The 20,952-nt window shown below is 71.5% G+C and carries 21 protein-coding genes; 9 read left to right on the top strand and 12 right to left on the bottom strand.

Annotated features, from left to right (window positions below; all coding sequences use genetic code 11):
* Window positions 1-146 precede the first annotated feature (146 nt).
* The 4 genes from AB0C16_RS05285 to AB0C16_RS05270 all read right to left on the bottom strand — a co-directional run bounded on the left by AB0C16_RS05285 (window position 147) and on the right by AB0C16_RS05270 (window position 3,545).
* The gene (locus AB0C16_RS05285) at window positions 147-740 is read right to left on the bottom strand and encodes a phosphoribosylanthranilate isomerase (RefSeq protein ID WP_357679089.1); all 594 of its coding nucleotides are present in this window, start codon (window positions 738-740) and stop codon (window positions 147-149) included.
* Window positions 741-750: 10 nt separating this feature from the next.
* A complete protein-coding gene (locus AB0C16_RS05280; protein ID WP_357679087.1) occupies window positions 751-1,176 on the bottom strand; it encodes a hypothetical protein in 426 nt (141 codons plus the stop codon).
* A 63-nt stretch (window positions 1,177-1,239) separates the two neighbouring features.
* Entirely contained in the window at window positions 1,240-1,938 is a 699-nt protein-coding gene (locus AB0C16_RS05275; RefSeq protein WP_357679086.1) for a response regulator transcription factor, read from the bottom strand.
* Window positions 1,935-3,545, bottom strand: a complete 1,611-nt coding sequence (locus AB0C16_RS05270; RefSeq protein ID WP_357679084.1) for a histidine kinase — start codon at window positions 3,543-3,545, stop codon at window positions 1,935-1,937. Before AB0C16_RS05270 ends, AB0C16_RS05275 begins: the two co-directional genes overlap by 4 nt.
* Before the next feature lie 130 nt (window positions 3,546-3,675).
* Between AB0C16_RS05270 and AB0C16_RS05265 the strand changes: the two genes are divergently transcribed.
* Window positions 3,676-4,266 (top strand): SAM-dependent methyltransferase, encoded by a 591-nt coding sequence (locus tag AB0C16_RS05265; protein WP_357679082.1) that lies wholly within the window; start codon window positions 3,676-3,678, stop codon window positions 4,264-4,266.
* Window positions 4,267-4,292: 26 nt separating this feature from the next.
* The gene (locus tag AB0C16_RS05260; RefSeq protein ID WP_357679080.1) at window positions 4,293-5,474 is read left to right on the top strand and encodes an acyl-CoA dehydrogenase family protein; all 1,182 of its coding nucleotides are present in this window, start codon (window positions 4,293-4,295) and stop codon (window positions 5,472-5,474) included.
* Window positions 5,475-5,826: 352 nt separating this feature from the next.
* Here AB0C16_RS05260 and AB0C16_RS05255 read toward each other — a convergent pair whose 3' ends face one another.
* From AB0C16_RS05255 to AB0C16_RS05245, 3 genes are read right to left on the bottom strand one after another with little or no spacing between them, the layout of a single operon-like run.
* On the bottom strand, window positions 5,827-6,606 hold the full coding sequence (locus AB0C16_RS05255; protein ID WP_357679078.1) for an enoyl-CoA hydratase/isomerase family protein: 780 nt from the start codon (window positions 6,604-6,606) through the stop codon (window positions 5,827-5,829).
* Window positions 6,603-7,532, bottom strand: a complete 930-nt coding sequence (locus tag AB0C16_RS05250) for an alpha/beta hydrolase (protein WP_357679076.1) — start codon at window positions 7,530-7,532, stop codon at window positions 6,603-6,605. Before AB0C16_RS05250 ends, AB0C16_RS05255 begins: the two co-directional genes overlap by 4 nt.
* A 9-nt stretch (window positions 7,533-7,541) precedes the next feature.
* Window positions 7,542-8,228: a gamma-glutamyl-gamma-aminobutyrate hydrolase family protein gene (locus tag AB0C16_RS05245; protein ID WP_357679074.1), complete on the bottom strand. Its 687-nt coding sequence runs from the start codon at window positions 8,226-8,228 to the stop codon at window positions 7,542-7,544.
* 402 nt (window positions 8,229-8,630) lie between these two features.
* Here AB0C16_RS05245 and chvE point away from each other — a divergent pair, with 402 nt between their 5' ends.
* The 5 genes from chvE to AB0C16_RS05220 all read left to right on the top strand — a co-directional run bounded on the left by chvE (window position 8,631) and on the right by AB0C16_RS05220 (window position 14,771).
* Window positions 8,631-9,758, top strand: coding sequence for a multiple monosaccharide ABC transporter substrate-binding protein (gene chvE, locus AB0C16_RS05240; protein WP_357679072.1), 1,128 nt, complete (start codon window positions 8,631-8,633; stop codon window positions 9,756-9,758).
* Between the two features lie 13 nt (window positions 9,759-9,771).
* Entirely contained in the window at window positions 9,772-11,301 is a 1,530-nt protein-coding gene (mmsA, locus tag AB0C16_RS05235) for a multiple monosaccharide ABC transporter ATP-binding protein (RefSeq protein WP_357679070.1), read from the top strand.
* 6 nt (window positions 11,302-11,307) lie between these two features.
* On the top strand, window positions 11,308-12,555 hold the full coding sequence (mmsB, locus tag AB0C16_RS05230) for a multiple monosaccharide ABC transporter permease (RefSeq protein WP_357679068.1): 1,248 nt from the start codon (window positions 11,308-11,310) through the stop codon (window positions 12,553-12,555).
* Between the two features lie 39 nt (window positions 12,556-12,594).
* On the top strand, window positions 12,595-13,362 hold the full coding sequence (locus AB0C16_RS05225; protein ID WP_357679066.1) for a GNAT family N-acetyltransferase: 768 nt from the start codon (window positions 12,595-12,597) through the stop codon (window positions 13,360-13,362).
* 290 nt (window positions 13,363-13,652) lie between these two features.
* Window positions 13,653-14,771 (top strand): globin domain-containing protein, encoded by a 1,119-nt coding sequence (locus AB0C16_RS05220; protein ID WP_357679064.1) that lies wholly within the window; start codon window positions 13,653-13,655, stop codon window positions 14,769-14,771.
* Between the two features lie 169 nt (window positions 14,772-14,940).
* On the opposite strand, the gene AB0C16_RS05215 is transcribed toward AB0C16_RS05220, so the two are convergent.
* Both AB0C16_RS05215 and AB0C16_RS05210 read right to left on the bottom strand, forming a co-directional pair.
* Entirely contained in the window at window positions 14,941-15,807 is an 867-nt protein-coding gene (locus AB0C16_RS05215) for an alpha/beta hydrolase (RefSeq protein WP_357679062.1), read from the bottom strand.
* Window positions 15,808-15,931: 124 nt separating this feature from the next.
* Entirely contained in the window at window positions 15,932-16,723 is a 792-nt protein-coding gene (locus AB0C16_RS05210; RefSeq protein WP_357679060.1) for a helix-turn-helix transcriptional regulator, read from the bottom strand.
* Between the two features lie 142 nt (window positions 16,724-16,865).
* Here AB0C16_RS05210 and AB0C16_RS05205 point away from each other — a divergent pair, with 142 nt between their 5' ends.
* Both AB0C16_RS05205 and AB0C16_RS05200 read left to right on the top strand, forming a co-directional pair.
* On the top strand, window positions 16,866-17,945 hold the full coding sequence (locus AB0C16_RS05205; RefSeq protein ID WP_357679058.1) for an exo-alpha-sialidase: 1,080 nt from the start codon (window positions 16,866-16,868) through the stop codon (window positions 17,943-17,945).
* Window positions 17,946-17,948: 3 nt separating this feature from the next.
* Complete coding sequence (locus tag AB0C16_RS05200; protein WP_357679056.1) at window positions 17,949-18,257, top strand: hypothetical protein; 309 nt, start codon at window positions 17,949-17,951, stop codon at window positions 18,255-18,257.
* Between the two features lie 130 nt (window positions 18,258-18,387).
* Here the strand turns inward: AB0C16_RS05200 and thyX are convergent, their stop codons facing one another.
* The 3 genes from thyX to AB0C16_RS05185 form a co-directional block, all read right to left on the bottom strand.
* The gene (thyX, locus tag AB0C16_RS05195; RefSeq protein ID WP_357679054.1) at window positions 18,388-19,155 is read right to left on the bottom strand and encodes an FAD-dependent thymidylate synthase; all 768 of its coding nucleotides are present in this window, start codon (window positions 19,153-19,155) and stop codon (window positions 18,388-18,390) included.
* A 103-nt stretch (window positions 19,156-19,258) separates the two neighbouring features.
* A complete protein-coding gene (locus AB0C16_RS05190; RefSeq protein WP_357679052.1) occupies window positions 19,259-20,041 on the bottom strand; it encodes an ABC transporter permease in 783 nt (260 codons plus the stop codon).
* On the bottom strand, window positions 20,041-20,934 hold the full coding sequence (locus AB0C16_RS05185; protein ID WP_357679050.1) for an ATP-binding cassette domain-containing protein: 894 nt from the start codon (window positions 20,932-20,934) through the stop codon (window positions 20,041-20,043). Before AB0C16_RS05185 ends, AB0C16_RS05190 begins: the two co-directional genes overlap by 1 nt.
* Between the last annotated feature and the right edge of the window lie 18 nt (window positions 20,935-20,952).

Below are 20,952 nucleotides of genomic sequence, written 5' to 3'. Positions count from 1 at the left end.
GCCGCCCAGTGGCCCATCGCGGCCACCTCACCGCCCCGCGCCTCGGGGCGCACGCGAACGCCCCCGCGGCCGATCTCGCCACCGCGGGCCGCACGCCCGCTCATGCCGAACCGCGCCGAACGCCCGGTCAGCCCGTGCGCTCCCGCTCAGCCCGCGCCGCGCGCCGCCCGGACGAACTTCGCGATCAGTGCCGCGTCCTTGACCCCGGACGCCACCTCGACCCCGCTCGACACGTCGACCCCCCAGGGCGCGGCGGCGGCGACGGCCTCGGCCACGTTGGACGGGCCGAGCCCGCCCGCGAGCATCCAGCGGCCCGAGGGGCGGCCACGCACGGCGGCCCAGTCCCACGGCTCCCCAGAGCCGGGCCGGGGCGCGTCGACGATGAGCAGGTGCTCGTCGTAGGCGCCACAGCGCAGGTCGGCCCCGGCGTCGACGGCCCTGACCAGGGTGAGGCCGAGGTCCTTCAGCGCGGTGAAGTCGTCGTGCGGATGGGCCCCGTGCAGCTGGACCGCGCGCACCCCGGCCGCCAGGGTGGCCGCCCGCACCGTGGCGGGGTCCTCCCCGCGGAAGACCCCCACGGTCAGCACGTGGGGGGGCACCAGCCGGGCCAGCTCGGCCGCCCGCTCGGGCGTCACCCGGCGGGGGCTCCCGGTCAGCACGAAGCCGACGGCGTCGGCGCCCGCCTCGACGGCGGCCGTCACGTGCTCGGGCTCGCGAAGGCCGCAGATCTTCACATACACACCGCCGAGATTACTTGCGCCTGGTGGCTCCCGGCGACCAGGCCCAGATCAGCAACGCGGTGATGAGCCCGAACATGACGACGCCATTGGGCAGGTGGGCGCCCAGCCAGGACCAGGTGACGTGCTGGGCCATCCCGGCCAGGAAGAGCACGACGCTGGCCAGCGCGGGCCAGCCCGCGCCGTGTCCCGGCCGCCAGACGAGCACGGCGAAGACGATCTGGGCCAGCCCGACGAGGTGCACGACCATCCCGGCCATGACGTGGGCCTCGGTCAGCGCCTCGCCGGACGCCACCGACTGGCCGGCCAGTGAGGCGGCCACGAGGATGGCCGCCGCATGCGCGACGACCGCGATGCGCAGGCCGTACAGGAGTCCGGCGGGCACCTGCCGGGCCTCTCGCGCCATGTCGGGCGCGGCCGGAGCGGTGGTCTCGTGCATGGGTGTGGTCCTTTCCCGGAACGGTGAGGACCACATGGTCGCGGCCGGGGGCGCGGCCGGTCGTCAGCCTGCCGGATTATTCGGCGATCCGCCCCGCGGATGACGTACGGGACGGAACGCTTCGTCCACCAGGCCGCTGCGGTGGGCGACGACGGCCGCCTGGATGCGGTTGCGCAGGCCCAGCTTGTCCATCGCGGCGCCGATGTGGGTCTTGACCGTGGTGACGCCGACGTGCAGCTCCTCGGCGATCTCGGCGTTGGACAGGCCGGTGCCGACCAGGGCGAGCACCTCCAGCTCGCGTTCGGTCAGCCCGGCGGGCACGGGCGCGGCGGCCCGCTCCCCGGCGGCCAGGAAGCCCTCCACGACGCGGCGCAGCACCGAGGGGCCGAGCAGCTGCTCCCCCGCCGAGGCCCGGCGCACGGCGTCGACCATGCGTTCGGGCTCGTCGTCCTTGACCAGGAAGCCGACCGCGCCGGCGCGCAGCGCGGCGTGGACGTCGGCGTCCTCGGAGAACGTGGTGAGCACGACGATTTTGCTGCCGGGCCGGACGGCGAGGAGGCGCCTGATCGCCTCGAGGCCGTCGACCCTGGGCATGCGCAGGTCCATCAGGATCACGTCGGGCAGGTGCCGTCCGGCCAGGCGCACGGCCTCGGCGCCGTCCTCGGCCTCGCCGACGACCTCCATGTCGCCGGCGGCCTGCAGCAGCATCCGCACGCCCGCGCGGACCAGCGCCTGGTCGTCGGCGACCAGCACCCGGATCACCTGGCGCTCCGGGCGGCGGCGGGCAGGCTGGCGGGCAGGCTGGCGGCCAGCCGCCAGCCGCCCTCCTCGTCGGGCCCGGCGGTGAGCGTGCCGCCGAGCGCGCGGACCCGCTCGCGCATGCCCGCGAGCCCCCGGCCCGAGGAGGGCAGGCGTTCGAGGGCGGTGGGCGGGCGGCCGTTGCGGATCTCGATCGCCAGGCCCTGGTCCACGGCTTCGAGGGTGACCCGGACCTCGGTGCCGGGTCCGGCGTGTTTGAGCACGTTGGTGAGGCCTTCCTGGACGATGCGGGCGGCGGAGGCGCGGGCCACGAGCGGCGCCTGGTCGGTGGCGGGGTCGAGGCTCAGGTCCACCAGCAGGCCGGCGGCGGTCATCCGCTCGGCCGACTCGCGCACCACGTCGGCGGGGTCGGCCAGCAGCCCCGGCCGGCGTTCGGGGTCGCGCAGCACGTCGAGCAGGCCGCGCAGGTCCTCCAGCACCTGGTGGCCCGTGTCGCGGATGTCGCCCAGGGCGTCGGCGACCGGCCCCTCCGGCGCGGCGTAGCGGGCGGCGCCGGCCCGCAGCACCATCGCGCCCACGTGGTGGGCGACGATGTCGTGCACCTCGCGGGCGATGCGCTCGCGCTCGGCCAGCTGGTCGGCGCGCACCTGCGCGACGGCCAGGCGGGCCGACTCGCCGGCGCGCAGCCGTTCGGCGGCGGCCACGGCCTGCCGGACGCCGAGGTAGCGGCCGATCGCGATGGGCGTGACCACCAGCGCCATCAGCACGGCCGCCCGGAACGGCGTGACGTCGGCGCCGGCGTCGACCACGACCGCCGTCGCGGCCAGCAGGCAGCCCGCGAGGTAGGCGGCGACGGTCCAGGTCCACGACGCCACCCGGAAGGCGAACACGCCGAGCGCGATCAGCGTCAGGACCAGGCAGGTGTTGACCACCTCGCCGAGGTAGCGGTCGGCGGCGATCAGCAGCACGCCCTGGAAGACGAAGACCAGTCCGGGCATCCTCCTGGTCACGCCGAGGGAGAGCCCGGCGAACACGGCGAGCGTCCCGGTCAGCCACACCGGCAGCGCGCCGCTGTGCCAGTCGGTCCACGTGCTGAGCACCGCGATGGCCACCCCGCCGCCGCCCAGCAGCACGTCGGGCGTGACGTCGCCGTTCTCCAGCCGTCCGGCGGGCCCGCGCAGGTAGCCGCCGATGACGACGGGCAGGAGGGGCAGGAGCGCGCTGAACAGCCAGCCGTGCGTGGTGAACGCGATGCCCGGGCCGGTCAGGTGGGTCGCGGTCGCGATGATCGCGGCGGCCAGCGACAGGCCGACGAAGCGCCAGGCGCACCGGCGGGCGACGGATCCGACGGCGACGCAGAGCAGCACCTGGGCGGTGTTGGAGGTGAAGGAGCCGACCTGGTGGGCGAAGATCAGGAAGGCCGCGAGGTAGAGGCTCACCGCGAACGGCCACCGCCTGACGAACCCCATGGAGGCCCCGGCCAGGACGGCCATCGCGACCGTCATGAGGGCCGGCTGGTGCTCGCCGCCCGCCTTGCCCGACAGCAGCAGGTCGAGCACGATTCCCGAGACCGCCAGCAGGATGTCGAGCGGCACACCACGCCAACGCATGGTGCACACGCTATCCCGGGCGATAGGATTTCCCGATCCTCCGGCCGGAGGACCCGGCCTCCTCCTAGTGGCCGAAAGCACGTCCCCTCGGCGGAGTGGCCCTCTGCGATCTCCCCTCTACTTTCGGATCATGTCCAACGACACCGCACTGCTCTTCGGCCAGTTCCTCCGCGCCCCTGGCCTGGTGGGCGCCATCGCCCCCAGCTCGCGGAGGCTGGCCGTCTCGGTCTGCGCCCCGGTCCCCGAGCGGGGCGAGCCGATCGTGGTCGAGCTGGGCCCCGGCACCGGCCCGTTCACCGCGGAGATCCAGCGTAAGCTCGACGGCCGCGGCCACCATCTGGCCGTGGAGCTCAACGAGGCGATGGCCGGCCGGCTCGCGAGCCGCTTCCCCGAGGTGGACGTGGTCCACGGCGACGCGGCCGAGCTGTCGCGGCTGCTCGCCCGGCGCGGGCTGCCCCGGGCCGGCGTGGTGATCAGCGGGCTGCCCTGGGCGGCCTTCCCCGAAAAGCTGCAGCACGACCTGCTGGACGCGGTCGGCTCGGCGATGAGCCCCGACGGGGCGTTCACCACCTTCTCCTACATCCACGCGATCCCGCTGGCCTCGGCCCGCCGCTTCCGCGCGCTGCTGGCCGAGCGGTTCGAGGAGGTCGTGCCGGGCCGCACCGTGTGGCGCAACGCCCCTCCGGCGTTCGTCTTGCACGCGCGCAGACCTCGACCCTGAACAGAACATGGTTCTACCATGGCGTGATGGACTTCACCCTTACCGAGAGCGCCCTGGCCGTGCGACGCGGGGTCGGCGACATCTGCTCCCGATACGACCTCGGCTACTGGCAGCGGTGTGAGGCCGACAAGCGCTGGCCCGAGGAGGTCTGGGCGGAGCTGGCCAAGGGCGGCTGGCTGGGTCTCGCCGTGCCCGAGGAGTACGGCGGAGGCGGCCAGGGTCTGCTGGAGCTCGCGGTGGCCACCGAGACCCTGTCGGCGTCGGGCGCGGCGGGCGGCTCGGCGTTCACCTACGTGCTCACGCCGGGGTTCGGCGCGCTCACCCTGGCCCGGCACGGCTCGGCCGAGCAGCGGGCCGAGCTGCTGCCCAAGCTCGCCACGGGAGAGGTGGAGACCTGCTTCGCGCTGACCGAGCCCGACGCCGGCTCCAATTCGCTGGCCATCAGCACCTCGGCCAGGCGCGACGGCGACGACTACGTGATCAAGGGGCAGAAGATCTGGATCACCGGCGTGCAGCGGGCCACCTGGATGCTGCTGGTCACCCGGACGATCCCGGCCGCGGAGGCCAAGCCGCGCACCAACGGGCTCACGGTGTTCCTGGTGAACGTGCCGGACGCGGTCGCCGCCGGACGGCTGACCTACCAGCCGATCCCGAAGCTCGGCGCCAACACCACGCCGTCGAACATGGTCTTCGTCGACGACCTGCGGGTGCCCGCCTCCAGCGTGGTGGGCCAGGTCGACCAGGGCGCCGCCGTGCTCTGGGACATCCTCAACCCGGAGCGGATCCTGCTGGCCGCCTCGGCGCTCGGCGGGGCCGAGGTGGCCCTGCGGGTCGCGGTCGAGTACGCCAAGGAGCGCGAGGTGTTCGGCCGGCCGATCGGCGCCAACCAGGCCGTCGCCTTCCCGCTGGCGCAGGTCAAGGCCAAGATCGAGCTGGCCCGCCTGATGCTCTACAAGGCGGCCTGGAGCTTCGACCGGCACCTTCCCTGCGCCATGGAGGCCAACATCGCCAAGCTGACGGCGTCGCAGGCGGCCTGGGAGGCGGCCGACGCGGCCTTCCAGACGCACGGCGGGATGGCGTACTCGCTGGAGTATCCGGTGGCCAGGCTTCTCACCGACGCCCGCATCGGGAAGGTCGCACCTGTGACCGAGGAGCTGCTTCTTAACTACCTCGCGACCCAGGTGCTGGGGCTGCCCCGCAGCTTCTGACCTGCGGGCCTGCCTGCCCAAGGCCCTCGTGCCTTCGCGGAACGGCGTCGACGTCCGCGGTCATGGCGCCGTTCCCTTCCCCTTGTCTCCCTTTGCCGTCTCCCCTCGCGAAGTCTCCCCTCGCGAAGTCTCCCCCCGCGAAATCTCCCCTCGCCAAGTCTCCCCTCGCCGTCTCGTGCACGCCGGCGGGCGAGCCGTCCCCCGGCGCGCCCCCCGTTCCGCCGGCCGGGGCCTGCCTTCTGGACCTCGGCCGACAGGCATTCCCTCGCCGGGCCGGTGCGGTGGCAGGGCCGCGCCGGCCTTGACTGTCATGCAGACTGCGCCTACCCAGGGTCGCGGCCCAATCACCTCGTCACGAGAACGAGGGCGGTCGTTTCTCCCTCAGCGCCCGCACACCTTCGGCCACGTCAGGGCCGGTGAAGCCGAGAAACTCCATCGCCAGCGAGGCGTCGAAGGAGGGCCCGGCCATCCGCAGCCAGTTGTTGAGCGCGTACTTGGTCAGCCTGATCGCCTCCTGGGCTCCCGAGGCCAGCTTGACGGCGATCTCCATGGCCGTCTCGTGCACCCGGTCGTCGTCGACGCAGAGGCTGACCAGGCCCATCCGCTCGGCCTGCTCGCCGGTGACGGGCTCGCAGAGCAGCAGGTGGTATTTGGCCTTGGCGAGCCCGCACAGCAGCGGCCAGACGATCGCGGCATGGTCGCCGGCGGCCACGCCGAGCCTGGTGTGGCCGTCGATGATGCGGGCGGTGCGGCCGGCGACGGAGATGTCGGCCAGCAGCGCGATCGCCAGCCCGGCCCCGACCGCCGGCCCCTGGATGGCGGAGACGATCGGCTTGGAGCAGTTGAGGACGTTGTAGACGATGTCGCGGGCCTCGCCGAACACGCGCAGCCTGGTGGCGTGGTCGCGGGTCATCTCCTCGATCATCGAAAGGTCGCCGCCAGCGGAGAACGCCTCGCCCTCTCCCCTGACGACGACGGCCCTGACGGAGTCGTCGCGGTCGACGTCGCGCCAGATCTCGGCCAGCTCGCGATGGCCCGTCATGTCGACGGCGTTGAGCCTGCGCGGCTCGCTGATCGTGACGCGCAGCACGCCGGTCTCGGGCATGTCGGTCTTGAGCTTCTCGTACGTCACGGAGCCGCCTTCGCAAGAGCCTCGCACAGCCGGCCCGCCACGTAGGCGCGGGCCTCGATGGCCTGGTCGAACAGGCCGGGCAGGCCGAAGAAGCCGTGCACGGCGCCCTCGAACCTGCGCACCTCGGCGGGCACCCCGGCCGCGGCCAGCCGCTCGCCGTAGCGCTCGCCGTCGTCGCGCAGCACGTCGCACTCGGCGGTCACCACGGTCGCGGGCGCCAGCCCGCCGAGGGACGGCAGCCGATGCGGCGACAGGCGCGGGTCGCCGGGGTCGGCGTCGCGGGAGTATTGATGGGCGAACCAGGCCATCTCCTCGGCGTCGAGGCCGAAGCCGGTGGCGAACTCGCGGTAGCTGGGAGTGTCCATCGCCAGGTCGAGCGCCGGGTAGACGAGCACCTGGTGGGCCAGCGTGAGCCCGGCGTCGCGGGCCTGCCAGGCGGCCACGGCCGCGAGGTTGCCCCCGGCGCTGTCGCCGAGCACCGCGACCGCGCCGTTGCTCTGGTAGAAGGCGGGGCGGGCGAACAGGTCGCGCACCACGGTCCACGCGTCGTCGGCGGCGGCCGGGAACGCGTGCTCGGGGGCCAGCCGGTAGTCGACCGACACCACCACCGCGCCGGTGCGGATCGCCAGGTCGCGGCCGAGGGCGTCGTTGCGCTTGACGCTGCCGAACACCCAGCCGCCGCCGTGGAAGTAGACCACCACGGGCAGCGCGCCGTCGCCCCGGTCGGCCCGGTAGATCCGGATCGGCACCCCCTCGGCCTCCTCGTCGCGGACGAAGGGCAGGTGCGTGAGCGGCCCGCGGTGGGCGGCCAGGCCGTCGTGCGCCCGGAGCTCCCGGATCGTCGCCAGGTCCAGCGTGGCCAGGTCGGCGCCGAGGTCGGACGGGTAGAGCGCGACGTACTCCTGCGCCTGGGGGTGCAGCGGCATGATCGCAGCCTAGCGGGCCGCCTCCACGAACGCATCGAACAACCCGGCATCCTCGCCCCGCTCGGGATGCCACTGCACGCCCACGCCGAACCGGTGCCCCTGCAGCTCGACGGCCTCGACGATCTGGTCGTCGGCCCAGGCCACGGCGAGCAGCCCGGTGCCGAGCCGGCGCACCGACTGCACGTGCGGCGCCACCACCTCGACCCGGTCGCCCACGGCCTTGCCGAGCTTGCTGGAGATGCTCACCTGGATCACGTGGGTGGCGCCCGGCTCGCCGTGCCGGTCGTGGTCGAGCATCGCGGGCAGCCACGGGATGAGGGTGCCGCCCTGCGCGACGTTGAGCACGTGCATGCCGCGGGCGATGGCCAGGATGGGGATGTCGGCCTGCACGGCGGCCCGGGCCAGGGCCAGCTCGAACCGGTCGCGGTGGGCCTGTGCCTCGGCCACCCGCTCGTCCTGCTCGTCGCCGTAGGCGGCGGCGCCCACCTCGACGCCCCCGGCCAGCACCACTCCCCGCAGCCCGCGCACGTAGTCGCCGATCGCGTGCAGGTTGAGCGCCGGCAACACCACGGGGGCGCCGCCGGCCCGCTCGACCGCCTTGGCGTAGGCGGGTGGCGAAATCACCGCCTCGCGCACCCAGTCACCCCAGCGGGCGGCCTCGAAGTAGGCGGTGATGCCGATCAGCGGTCGGGACATGCGATCTCCAGGGGGCGTGCAGAAGGCGTGCCGCCATCTGCGGGGCGACGGCCACTGCCCATCATGGCGCACTCCATTTCGGTTATGTCACCTCTCTCGGAGATCCCCGTCCCGTCACTGCCGTCCAAGGCGTAAATCTGATCACTCATGACATTTCGTCAAGCCGCGCCGTCAGCCTCGCGGCTCCTTGTTCCCGAGACGTTACCTCACGCCGTTGACAGGCAAATTGTTAGCGATAACACTCGGGGCCCAAGGCTGGAAGTCCGCCCCGCGCGCCCCGGCGCGCTCGGTTCGCGGATCATCCACCCCATGGAACGCCTGTCGATGTGAGCGCTAACAACAGGTCGTGGCAGGAGGTCCCGCCGGCCTCCGCGTGCCCGCTACTTCGCAAGGAGACACAGCATGAGGTTCGGACGGATCGCGACGGTCGTCTCGGCACTCGCACTCGCCGCCACCGTCACGGCGTGCGGGTCGAGCGAGAAGACGATCGACAAGCAGGCCGGCTCCGGCGACACCAGCGGCGCGCTGGTGGGCGTGACGATGCCGACGCGCTCCTCCGAGCGCTGGATCCACGACGGGGAGAACGTCAAGGCCGGGCTGGAGAAGCTCGGCTACCAGGTCGACCTGCAGTACGCCGAGAACGACATCCCCACGCAGGTCAACCAGATCGAGAACCAGATCACCAAGGGCGCCAAGCTGCTGATCGTCGCCTCGATCGACGGCACCGCGCTGACCACCCAGCTCCAGCAGGCGGCCGACAACAAGATCCCGGTCATCGCCTACGACCGGCTCATCCGCAACAGCCCGAACGTCGACTACTACACGACCTTCGACAACTTCAAGGTCGGCGTCCAGCAGGCGACCTCGCTGCTCATCGGCCTGAAGCTGCTGAACGCCGACGGGTCCGAGGGCGGCGCCAAGGGGCCGTTCGACATCGAGCTGTTCGCCGGGTCGCCCGACGACAACAACGCCACCTTCTTCTTCAAGGGCGCCATGTCGGTGCTCCAGCCGTACATCGACAAGAAGACGCTGACCGTCAGGAGCGGCCAGACCGACTTCAAGACCGTCGCGATCCTGCGCTGGGACCCGGCCACGGCGCAGAAGCGGATGGAGGACATCCTGACCAAGACCTACACCGGTGACAGCAAGGTCGACGGCGTGCTGTCGCCGTACGACGGGCTGTCCATCGGCATCCTGTCGGCGCTCAAGAGCAACGGCTACGGCACCGCCGGCCAGCCGTACCCGGTCGTGACCGGGCAGGACGCGGAGCTGGCGTCGGTCAAGTCGATCATCGGCGACGAGCAGTACTCCACCATCTTCAAGGACACCCGCGAGCTCGCGAAGGTCACCGTCACCATGGCCGACACCGTGCTCAAGGGCGGCGAGCCGCAGGTCAACAACACCACGGACTACGACAACGGCACCAAGGTGGTCCCGTCGCACCTGCTGGAGCCGATGATCGTGGACAAGGGCAACTACCAGGAGGCGCTCGTCGCGACCGGCTACTACACCGCCGCGCAGCTCGGCTGAGCGGCGACGGCCGATGAGCGACGACATCCTGCACATGCGGGAGATCACCAAGGAGTTCCCCGGAGTGCACGCGCTCCAGAAGGTCAGCCTCTCGGTGCGGCGCGGCGAGATCCACGCCATCTGCGGGGAGAACGGCGCCGGCAAGTCGACCCTGGTCAAGGTGCTGTCGGGGGTGTATCCGCACGGCACGTACGACGGGGAGATCCACTTCGACGGCCGGCCGGGGCGCTTCGGCGGGATCAGGGACAGCGAGGACGCGGGGATCGTCATCATCCACCAGGAGCTGGCGCTGTGCCCGCAGCTGTCCATCGCCGAGAACATCTTCCTCGGCAACGAGCAGGCCACCCGCGGGCTCATCGACTGGAACCGGACCAACCACGAGGCCGCCCGGCTGCTGGAGCGCGTCGGCCTGCCGGAGAGCCCGGTGACCCAGGTGTCGGACCTCGGCGTGGGCAAGCAGCAGCTCGTGGAGATCGCCAAGGCCCTGTCGAAGGAGGTGCGGCTGCTCATCCTCGACGAGCCGACCGCGGCGCTCAACGACCAGGACTCGGCGCACCTGCTCGACCTGCTGCGCGACCTGCGCGACCAGGGCATCACGTGCGTGATCATCTCTCACAAGCTCAACGAGATCATCGCGATCGCCGACTCCATCACGATCCTGCGGGACGGCCGGACGATCGAGACCCTGCTGATGGCGGGCGGCGAGGTGTCGGAGGACCGGATCATCTCCGGCATGGTGGGCCGCGACCTGGACCACCGCTTCCCGCCGCACGAGCCCCGCATCGGCGAGGAGGTGCTGCGCATCGAGGACTGGACGGTGCACAGCCCCGCCCAGCCCGGCCGGCGGATCGTCTCGGGGGCGAGCCTGACGCTGCGCAGAGGCGAGATCGTCGGGCTGGCGGGGCTGATGGGCGCCGGGCGGACCGAGCTGGCCATGAGCGTCTTCGGGCGCACGTACGGGGTCGGCATCTCCGGGCGGATTTACAAGGACGGCCGGCCGGTGGAGATCCGCGACGTGCGGGACGCCATCCGCCTCGGCATCGCCTACGCCACCGAGGACCGCAAGCGCTTCGGGCTCAACCTCGTCGAGGACATCAAGCGCAACATCTCGGCGGCCGGCCTGTCACGGCTGAGCCGGCGCGGCTGGGTGAACGAGAACGAGGAGTACCGGGTCGCCGAGGGGTTCCGGCGCGACATGAACATCAAGGCGCCGGGCGTGCAGAGCCTGGTGAGCAAGCTCAGCGGCGGCAACCAGCAGAAGGTCGTGCTGTCGAAGTGGATCTACACCGACCCCGACGTGCTCATCCTGGACGAGCCCACCCGGGGCATCGACGTCGGCGCGAAGTACGAGATCTACACGATCATCAACCGGCTGGCCGACGAGGGCAAGGCGGTGCTGGTCATCTCCTCGGAGCTGCCGGAGCTGCTCGGCCTGTGCGACCGGATCTACACGCTCTCGCAGGGCCGCGTCACCGGTGAGCTGCCGCGTGGGGAGGCGACCCAGGAACGCCTGATGTACCACATGACCATGGGACAGGAGTAGACCCGGATGAGCAGCAGCACCACGCCCGCCGACCTCTCGGTGGGAGCCCCGGACGACGGGCGGGGCGGGCGGCGGCCCCGCCGGCTGCCGGTCAACATCCGGCAGAGCGGCATCTACATCGCCTTCGCCCTGATCATCGCGTTGTTCTCGCTGCTGACGGACGGCGCCCTGCTGCAGCCGCAGAACATCTCGAACATCATCGTCCAGAACTCCTACATCCTCATCCTCGCCATCGGCATGATCCTGATCATCATCGCCGGGCACATCGACCTGTCGGTGGGCTCGGTGGTGGCGGTCACCGGCGCGGTGTCGGCCGTGCTCATGGTGAGCTACGGGATCCCCTGGCCGGTCGCGCTGCCGATCACCATGGTCGTGGGCGGTCTCATCGGGGCCTGGCAGGGGTTCTGGGTGGCCTACTTCGGCATCCCGTCGTTCATCGTCACGCTGGCGGGCATGCTGCTGTTCCGCGCGCTGACCCTGACCGTGCTGGGCAACCAGGGCATCGGCCCGTTCCCGGAGGCGGTGCGCACGCTGTCCAACGGCTTCACCGACGGCTACCTGGGCAACGTCGGGCTCGGCCCGCTGGGCGGCGCCGACCTGTTCAGCCTGCTGGTGGGGCTGCTGGCCGTGGCCGGGATGGCGGCGTCCCGGTGGCGGACGCGCGCCGCCCGCGCGGGCTACGGGCAGGAGGTCGAGTCGATGGCCGTGTTCGCGGTGAAGCTGGTCGCGGCGGCCGCGCTCATCCTGGCCGTGGTGGTGCAGCTGGCCCGGTTCAGGAACCTGCCGTGGGTCCTGGTGCTGCTGGCCGTCCTGGTGCTGGGCTACTCGGTGCTGGCCGGCCGGTCGGTGTTCGGCCGGCGGATCTACGCGGTCGGCGGCAACCTGCAGGCGGCGGTGCTGTCCGGCATCAAGGTCAAGTCGATGGTGTTCTGGATCTTCGTCAACATGGGGGTGCTGGCCTCCCTGGCGGGGATCATCTTCGCCGGGCGGCTCAACCAGGCCGGGCCGACCGCGGGCAACTCCTTCGAGCTGGACGCGATCGCGGCCGCCTTCATCGGCGGGGCGGCGGTCCAGGGCGGTGTCGGCAAGGTGGTCGGGGCGATCACCGGCGGCCTCATCATGGGCGTGATCAACAACGGCATGTCGCTGATCGGCTCCCCCAGCGAGCGGGTCATGCTGGTCAAGGGCATCGTGCTGCTCGCCGCGGTCGCCTTCGACGTGTGGACCAAGCGGCGGGCGGGCGCGGCCCGTTAACGGGTTGCCCGGATCCCATCCTGGTGCTGGGATGGCCGGATGGATCTTGATGTGGTGCTGGCCCTGTTCGACCGGCAGATGCGGCGGGAGGCGCGGCCCGACGGCCCCGGCGTCCGCGTCGAGCGCGTGGACGGCGTGGTGCGGCAGACCGGCGAGTCGAACACGGTCGTCTGGTCCGATCTCGACGAGGCCGGCGCGGACACGGCGATCGCCGCCCAGGTGCGCCACTTCAGCGCGCTGGGCCTCGAGTTCGAGTGGAAGCTCTACGGGCACGACCGGCCGGCCGACCTCGGGCGGCGGCTGCGGGCGGCCGGGTTCGTGCCCGACCCGGCCGAGACGCTGATGGTCGCCCCGGTCTCCGGCCTGTCCGCGGACGTCCGGCCGCCGGACGGCGTCCGCCTGGTGCCGGTCACCGACGCGGCCGGGGTGGAGCTGCTGATGGAGGCGCACGACCAGGCGTTCGGCGAGGCCCGGCCCGAGCTGGGGCGGCAACTGCTCGACCGGCTGACGCGGGAGCCGGACACGATGGTCGCGGTGGTCGCGCTGGCCGGTGACCGGCCGGTGAGCGGGGCTCGGATCGACCTGACCCCCGGCACCGAGTTCGCCGGCCTGTGGGGTGGGGGCACCGTGGCGGCCTGGCGGGGGCGCGGGATCTATCAGGCCCTCGTCGCCTACCGGGTCCGCGTCGCCGCCGAGCGCGGCTACGGCTACCTCCAGGTGGACGCCGCCGACCAGAGCCGCCCGATCCTGCGCCGCCTCGGGTTCACACCGCTGACCACTACGACTCCGTACATATACCGGCCATAGTCATTTTCCTGGATAAATGGCCGTAAATACGAATACGACAAACATTCACTTATCGCATCCGAAATGAGCGGAACATCCGTCACCGAAAATAACGCTACCGTTACACATAGCTCTGCTTACCCCCTATTGGGGTGAAACGGTTGTGACGCCCAGGTAGTGGTGTAAGACTCGATTTCGAGCGCTCGGATGAGCCGGGGCCCGCCGGACGCTCGACACCCGGAGCCGTCAGGGAGGTGGAACAACGCGACCGGAATATGATTCCGGTCAATAGGGTGGGGTTGATTAGGCACATGTCGTTGAATCCGCGCCTGGTAAAGGAGAGTTTCTCCGTCATCGAGCCGGTGGCGGACAAGGCCGCCGCCTACTTCTACGGCCGGCTGTTCGCCGAGAGCCCGCCGCTGCGGAGCATGTTCCCGCCGGCCATGGACGTCCAGCGCGACCGGCTCTTCGGCGCCCTGACCCGCATCGTGTGGAGCCTCGACAGCCCCGACAGCCTCGCCTGCTTCCTCGGCCAACTGGGGCGCGACCATCGCAAGTACGGCGTGGTCGCCGAGCACTACACCGCGGTCGGCAACGCCCTGCTGGCGACGGTCAGGAGGTTCGCCGCCGACATCTGGACCAGCGAGATCGAGGCCGCCTGGGTGGCCGCCTACCGCTCTGCGGCCAACCTGATGATCGAGGCGGCCGACTCCGACGCCGGGGTGTCGCCCGCGTGGTGGCTGGCCGAGGTCGTCGACCACGAACGGCGGGCCCGCGACATCGCGGTCATCACGCTGCGGCCCACCCAGCGCCTGCCCTACACCGCGGGCCAGTACATCAACGTGCAGACCGCGCGCTGGCCGCGCGTGTGGCGGACCTTCTCCATCGCCAACGCGCCACGCGTGGACAACACGATCCGGCTGCACGTGCGCTCGATCCCGGGCGGCTGGGTCTCGACCACGCTGATCCGCGACACCCGCATCGGCGACACCGTCATGGCCGGGCCGCCGATGGGCACGATGGCGCCGCCGGAACGCGGCACACGCGACCTGCTCTGCGTGGCGGGCGGCACCGGGCTGGCGCCGCTGAAGGCCATCATCGAGCAGGTCATCAAGTCGGGCCGCCGGCCCAACATCCACCTGCTGTACGGCGCGCGCACGGCGGAGGAGCTGTACGACCTGCCCGACCTGATCCGGATGGAGTCGTCCTTCCCGTGGCTGCGCGTGGTGCCCGTGGTGTCGGACGAGCCGGGCTACGAGGGGATGCGCGGAACCCTGCCGGAGGTCACGCGGCGCTTCCACTCCTGGACCGAGCACGAGGTGTACGTGTGCGGGCCGTCCTCCATGGTCAACGAGACGGTCCGGCGGCTGCAGACGGACGGCGTGCCCCTGTCGCGCATCCACCGTGACATCGTGCACGGCGAGCGGTAGGCGCCCGGCGCCGGCGGCTCGGCGCTGGTTTCGCGTCGAGGCCACCGGCGAGGCGGTCCCATGCTGGACCTGTCGCTCTTCCGCAGCCCAGGTCGTGATGGGCGGCGTGATGCGCCGTGTGTCGCCAGGCGAAGGGCGCAACGCGGCGGCTGGCGATCGGCCCCAGACCCTACTCGGCCAGGACCTGGCGGAGCGTGACGGCGAAGGCGTCCGGGTCACCCTTCATGCCGAAGTCGCCGTCGAGAAAACCGCCGTGGTGGCTGGGGAAGGTCACGGGCGCCGTGCCCAGCCGTTCGGCGACCGCCACGCCCGCGCGGTGGGCCATCTCCCCCTCCGACTCGGCTCCGACGCCGATGACGACGCGGGTCGACGACGCGCGCAGCGCGTCGAAGTCGTGCTCGTGGTGCGTACAGGTGATGAGGTTCTGCCTGAACAGCACGTCGTCGCGGGAACCGTCGTCTTCGGTCGGCAGTCCGAAATCGGCCGGGCCCGGAGCGGGCCGATCGGCGAGATCGGCCGGGATCTCGCCCCGCAGGCTGCTGACCGCGATGAATTTGGCCATGGCCGGCCCGAAGCCGTCCCGCTCGTACGTCCGGCGGATGTCGGCCACCGCGGCCAGCGCGTGCTCGCGGTCCGGCAGGGCCTGGGCGGCCGGAGGCTCGTGCGCCACGAGCGTGCGCACCTGCTCCGGATGCCGGGCCACCAGCACCAGGGCGTTGACGGCGCCCCCGCTGCTGGCGAAGATGTCCACCGGCCCGCCGCCGAGCGCGGTGATCAGCCGGTGCAGGTCGTCGGCGTGCTGCTCGGGTGTCGACTCGCCGGCGCCGTCGGTCCGCTCGCTCCGCCCGATCCCGCGCGGGTCATAGGTCACCACCGTACGGTCCCGGAAGTGCCCGGCCAGGGCGGCGAAGCCGCTGGCGTCCATCGGCGATCCGATCATCAGCAGGGCCGGCGCGCCGCCCGCCTCGGCCTCCCGCACGTCGTAGTGGAGGATGCCGCCGGGCACCTCAAGGGTGTGGGTCTTGGGCTCGCTCATGTGCGTGCTCCTTTCCAATGCCTGTGATGTAGACACCGGGAGCCGGCGAAACTCGTCGGCCGGTCGGTTTTTGATGGGGACGTCCAGCATCGCCGATCCGCGACCGCGGCCGGCTGTCTTCCGGTCAGCGGAAGGCCGCGGCGGTCTCCTCGTCGTTGGGCCAGAACGTCTCGATGGCCAGCTCCGACACCGTCACGTCCACCGGCGTGCCGAAGGTCGCGATCGTGGTGAACATCGACAGGATCCGGTCGCCGTGCCTGATCCGCAGCGGCACCAGGATGTCGGCGGGCCCGGGCACGAGCGCCACGTTCAGGTCCACCCCCGGATAGGTGTAGGCGGCCAGCTCGTCGTGCAGCTCGGCCAGCCGCCCGTCGCCGGACACCTCCGCCTGCCTGCGCAGCCGGTGCAGCAGGTGCGCGCGCACCTCCGCCAGGTTCACCAGCCGGCCGCCCATCGCGTCGGGGTGCAGCGACAGCCGCATCGCGTTGACCGGCTCCTTCAGGAGTTCGGCGGGCACGCCCTCCATGAACAGCCCGGCCGCCCGGTTGGCCGCCACCAGGTTCCAGGCCGCGTCCACCACCAGGGCCGGGTACGGCTCGTGCCCGGCGAGGATCTTGTCCAGCGCCTGCCGTACGGTGCGCATCTCGGGGGCGCGCACCTCGCGCTCGGGGAACACCGGCGCGAACCCCGCCGCGACCAGCAGCCGGTTGCGGTGCCGCAATGGCACCTCCAGCTCCTCGGCCAGCCTCATCACCATCTCGCGGCTCGGCCGGGCCCGCCCGGTCTCCAGGAAGCTGAGGTGCCGGGACGACACGTCGGCCTCGATCGCCAGATCCAGCTGGCTCACGCGGCGGCGCTGCCGCCACGATCGCAACAAATCACCAAAAGCCTCATCTTGTACGGCAAGCGCTCCCATACCGCAAAACAGTAGGACAGGGAGGGAAGCGCCACGATTACCTGGCGGGTAATCCGGCGGCAAATCTCCCAGCTCTCGGCGGCCTCCGCGATGGCGTGACACGATGGCCGGAAAGCGAACACAGGAGCGATGGGAGCTTGGCATGAGTGATGTGATGCTCGCGATCGGCACCCGCAAGGGCCTGTTCCTGGCCCGCTCGGCCAACGGCGGCGCGTTCGAGGTCGAGCCGATCCGGTTCTCCACGGTCGGTGTCACCTCGGTGGCGATCGACACGCGCGGCGCCGTCCCCCGGCTGCTCGCCGGGATCGAGTACGGCCACTTCGGGCCCTCGGTGACCTACTCCGACGACCTCGGCGCGACCTGGCAGGAGGCGCCGCGACCACCCGTCGCCTTCCCTGAGAAGACGGGTGCCACGCTCACCCGGGTGTGGCAGCTGACGCCGTCGCCGGCGGAGCCCGACGTGGTGTGGGCGGGCGCGGAGCCGGCCGCGCTCTTCCGCTCCGAGGACCGCGGGGCCACCTACGAGTTCGTCGAGGGCCTGTGGGAGCACCCCCACCGGGAACACTGGCATCCGGGCGGCGGCGGGCTCTGCCTGCACACGATCATCCCGCACCCGTCCGACCCCAAGATCATGGGCATCGCGGTGTCGGCGGCCGGCTTCTACCGCACCGTCGACGGCGGGCTGTCCTGGGAGGCGGCCAACCAGGGGATCCGGGCGCCCTTCCTGCCCGAGGGGCAGCAGTATCCCGAGTTCGGGCAGTGCGTGCACAAGGTGGGCATGCACCCGTCGCGCCCCGACCGGTTGTTCCTGCAGCACCACTTCGGCGTCTACCGCAGCGACGACTTCGGCGGCTCCTGGCACGACATCGGCGCGTCGCTGCCGTCCGACTTCGGCTTCCCGATCGTGGTGCACCCCTCGCGGCCCGACACCGCGTACGTGCTGCCGCTGCGGGCCGACATCGACCGCACCCCCGTCGACCACCGCCTGCGGGTCTACCGCACCGATGACGCGGGCGCGACCTGGCGGGCGTCCGGCCGGGGGCTGCCCGAGCCGCCGGTGCACGCGGCCGTGCTGCGCGACGCGATGACCGCCTCCGACGCGGGCGTCTACTTCGGCACCCGCGACGGCGAGGTCTACGCCTCGCGCGACGACGGCGACAGCTGGTCGCTGGTGGCCCGGCACCTGCCCGACGTGCTCTCGGTGCGCGCGGCGGTGCTGTAGCCGATGGCCAAGCCCGTGACGATGGTCGTGTTCGTGCTGCCCGGCTCGCTGCGGCGCTGGGTGAGCGGCCGGAGCGAGGTCAAGGTCTTCGCCGTGGGCGCCGACACCGAGACCCCGCCCACGCTGGGCTCGGCGCTCGACACGCTCCGGCGCACCCACCCGCTGCTGGAGGAACGGCTGCGCGACGAGTACGGCCGCATCCGCCGGCATATCAGCATGATCATCTCAGGCGAGGACGCCCGCGGCCTCGGCAGCCTCGACTGCGCGCTGCCGCCGGGCGCCGAGGTCTACGTGATGCCGACGCTCGCCTGAACCCGGCGCTGGGGCAGGCGGGTCCTGCCTCAGCGCCCTTTCGGCAGGCCACCGTCAGGCGCCCCCACCGGCCCGGTCACCACGATCGAGAGATCACCCGCCACCGGTGGTTCGTGAGGATCGTCAGGTGTCAGGGACAGACGCGGCCGTTGGCTTCGAAGGCCGCGTGGGTCAGGGGCATGAGCCCCGCCCACAGCTCCTCCATCTGCTCGGCGACCATCTCGATCTCGCGCTGCGGGAACGAGGGGAACGCGGAGTCCTCGCGCTTGACACGCAGTGACAGGAAGTTCATCAGAGCGCGGGCGTTGCACGTGGCGTACATCGACGAATAGAGGCCGACCGGGAGCACGGTGCGGGCCACCTCCCGGGCCACTCCTGCCTCGAGCATCTCCAGATAGGCGTGGTAGGCCTGCCGGTAGCTCTCCTGGGTCACCTCGGTGACCAGCTTGTGCTGCTCGGGAGTGCCGCTGGTATAGACATATTTGCCGGGCCTGCCTTCTTGGACCAGCTTGCGATCGGGCCCTGGCACATAGAAGACCGGGACCAGCTGCCGATATCTGCCGGACTCCTCGTTGTAGGAAAAAGTCCGGTGCCGCATGAACTCACGGAACACGAAGATCGGCGCGCTGACGTAGAAGGTCATCGACGAGTGCTCGAACGGCGTGCCGTGCCGGTCCCTCATCAGGAAGTTGATCAGGCCCTTGGACCGCTCGGGGTCGGCTTCGACCTCGGCCAGCGAGCTCTCCCCCTTGGTGGAGACGCGTGCGGCCCACAACACGTCGACATCGGACGCGGCGGACTTGACCAACTCCACGTCCATGTCGCTACGAAACTTGATCTCGATCTCCGGTTCGACGGCGTGCATGCGGAGCCCCCACTCGGTTGATGTGACGGCCACCAGCAAACCAGGTCAGGAGCTCGCACGCGACTCCGGCCTCAGGTCTCGGGCCCGGGATTCCACAGGTCTCGGGCCCGAGAGCTCGGGGCTCGGGGCTCGCGGCTCAGGTGATGTCGCGGCGCAGCGTGGTGGTCGAGGCCACCGCCGCGAAGACCAGCGCGTAGCCGAGCAGCACCACGCCACCGGCCCAGGCCGGCAGCAGCCAGTCGGTGCCGAGGCCGAGGTCCACGCCGCTGCTGGTGAGCGCGGCGGCGGCGCCGCCGGGCGTCCACTTGCCCACCGGCTGCAGCGCGGGGATCGCGCTGACGACGGCCTCGATGACGAAGACCCAGGCGACGGCCGCGATGATGGCGCCCAGCTGGTTGCGGATCAGCGCGCCGAGCCCGATGCCGAACAGCGTGTAGAGCATCAGCACGGCCAGCGTGCCCACGACGATCCTGGCGGTCGCCCCGGTGAAGGCCAGTTCGCCACCGGCGATCGACACCGTGACCACCACCGCGACCGCGGTCAGCGCCAGCACGACCAGCCCGAACGCCAGGCCCACGACGACGCCCGCGCCGAGCTTGCCGACCACCACCCGCGCCCGCCTGGGCGTGGTCAGGAACGTGCTGGTGATGGTCTGGTAGCGGTATTCGGAGGTCATCATGACGACCCCGAGGACCATCGGGAAGACCGCGCCGCCCGCGCCGAGCCCCCACAGGAGATCCTGGAACTCCCGGGTGTCGCGGCCGGGGATCGCGGGGGCGCCGGGCTGGTCACCGGTCACTCCCGCGAAGCCGATGGTGAGCCCCAGCTGCAGCAGCGCGTAGGCGACCGTGACGGCCAGCATCACCCACCACAGGCGGGTGGTGGTGAGCTTCTGGAGCTCCGCGCGGATCAGCCTCATCAGCTCTCCCCTTCCCCGGTCAGCTCCAGGAAGACGTGTTGCAGGTCGCTGCGCTCCTGGCCGACCTCGGTGAGCACGACCCGTTCGTCCAACGCGATCTGGCCGATGCGCTCGGCGTCGAGCCCGGTCACCCGCAGGAAACCGTCGGCCTGCGTGACCGTGGCGCCGGCCCGTTCGAGGGCGGGGACCAGCTCCCCGGGGGTGGCCGTGCGCACCCGGATGGCCGCGTCGCCGTTGGAGACGAGTTCGGCCAGGCTCCCCTGGCGGACAAGACGGCCCTTGGCGATGATCACCACGTTGTCGACGGTCTGCTCGACCTCGGCCAGCACGTGGCTGGAGACCAGGACCGCGGCGCCCCGCTCGTGGGCCAGGTGACGCAGGAAGCCGCGCAGCCACTGGATGCCGGCCGGGTCGAGCCCGTTGGCGGGCTCGTCGAGGATGAACACGCGGGGGTGGCCGACCAGGGCGGTGGCCAGCGCCAGCCGCTGCCGCATGCCGAGCGAGAAGCCCATCACCCGCTTGCCGGCGACGTCGGCCAGACCGACCTGTTCGAGCGCCTCGTCAGCGCGCGCGAGAGGCAGCCCGGCCGCGGTGCAGATGATCCGCAGATGGTTGAGGGCCGTGCGGCCCGGATGGAAGTTGGTGGCTTCGAGCACCGCGCCCACCTCGCTGAGCGGGTGCGGCAGCTCGACGTAGCGCCGGTCGTTGACCAGCGCCGTCCCGGAGTCGGCGGTGACCAACCCCAGCAGGCAGCGCAGCGTGGTGGTCTTGCCGGCGCCGTTGGGCCCCAGATAGCCGGTGATCGTGCCCGGCTCGACCGTGAACGACACGCCGTCGACCGCGCGCACGGCTCCGAATGACTTGCCCAGGTCTCGAATCTCGATCGCACTCATCGTGGGCGATTATGGCGA

Source organism: Nonomuraea sp. NPDC048916 (assembly GCF_040649575.1).
GTDB lineage: Bacteria > Actinomycetota > Actinomycetes > Streptosporangiales > Streptosporangiaceae > Nonomuraea.
Note: the sequence above shows the minus strand (reverse complement) of the source record. Positions and strands in the feature narration are given on the sequence as shown.

Coding starts and splice junctions, on each gene's coding strand:
- AB0C16_RS05200 (WP_357679056.1), top strand. CDS start 17,949: ATGGCCAAGCCCGTGACGATGGTCGTGTTCGTGCTGCCCGGCTCGCTG.
- AB0C16_RS05280 (WP_357679087.1), bottom strand. CDS start 1,176: ATGCACGAGACCACCGCTCCGGCCGCGCCCGACATGGCGCGAGAGGCC.
- AB0C16_RS05215 (WP_357679062.1), bottom strand. CDS start 15,807: ATGAGCGAGCCCAAGACCCACACCCTTGAGGTGCCCGGCGGCATCCTC.
- AB0C16_RS05190 (WP_357679052.1), bottom strand. CDS start 20,041: ATGAGGCTGATCCGCGCGGAGCTCCAGAAGCTCACCACCACCCGCCTG.
- mmsA (WP_357679070.1), top strand. CDS start 9,772: ATGAGCGACGACATCCTGCACATGCGGGAGATCACCAAGGAGTTCCCC.
- AB0C16_RS05220 (WP_357679064.1), top strand. CDS start 13,653: ATGTCGTTGAATCCGCGCCTGGTAAAGGAGAGTTTCTCCGTCATCGAG.
- AB0C16_RS05265 (WP_357679082.1), top strand. CDS start 3,676: ATGTCCAACGACACCGCACTGCTCTTCGGCCAGTTCCTCCGCGCCCCT.
- mmsB (WP_357679068.1), top strand. CDS start 11,308: ATGAGCAGCAGCACCACGCCCGCCGACCTCTCGGTGGGAGCCCCGGAC.
- AB0C16_RS05260 (WP_357679080.1), top strand. CDS start 4,293: ATGGACTTCACCCTTACCGAGAGCGCCCTGGCCGTGCGACGCGGGGTC.
- AB0C16_RS05205 (WP_357679058.1), top strand. CDS start 16,866: ATGAGTGATGTGATGCTCGCGATCGGCACCCGCAAGGGCCTGTTCCTG.
- AB0C16_RS05245 (WP_357679074.1), bottom strand. CDS start 8,228: ATGTCCCGACCGCTGATCGGCATCACCGCCTACTTCGAGGCCGCCCGC.
- AB0C16_RS05185 (WP_357679050.1), bottom strand. CDS start 20,934: ATGAGTGCGATCGAGATTCGAGACCTGGGCAAGTCATTCGGAGCCGTG.
- AB0C16_RS05250 (WP_357679076.1), bottom strand. CDS start 7,532: ATGCCGCTGCACCCCCAGGCGCAGGAGTACGTCGCGCTCTACCCGTCC.
- AB0C16_RS05270 (WP_357679084.1), bottom strand. CDS start 3,545: ATGCGTTGGCGTGGTGTGCCGCTCGACATCCTGCTGGCGGTCTCGGGA.
- AB0C16_RS05225 (WP_357679066.1), top strand. CDS start 12,595: ATGGATCTTGATGTGGTGCTGGCCCTGTTCGACCGGCAGATGCGGCGG.
- chvE (WP_357679072.1), top strand. CDS start 8,631: ATGAGGTTCGGACGGATCGCGACGGTCGTCTCGGCACTCGCACTCGCC.
- AB0C16_RS05210 (WP_357679060.1), bottom strand. CDS start 16,723: ATGGGAGCGCTTGCCGTACAAGATGAGGCTTTTGGTGATTTGTTGCGA.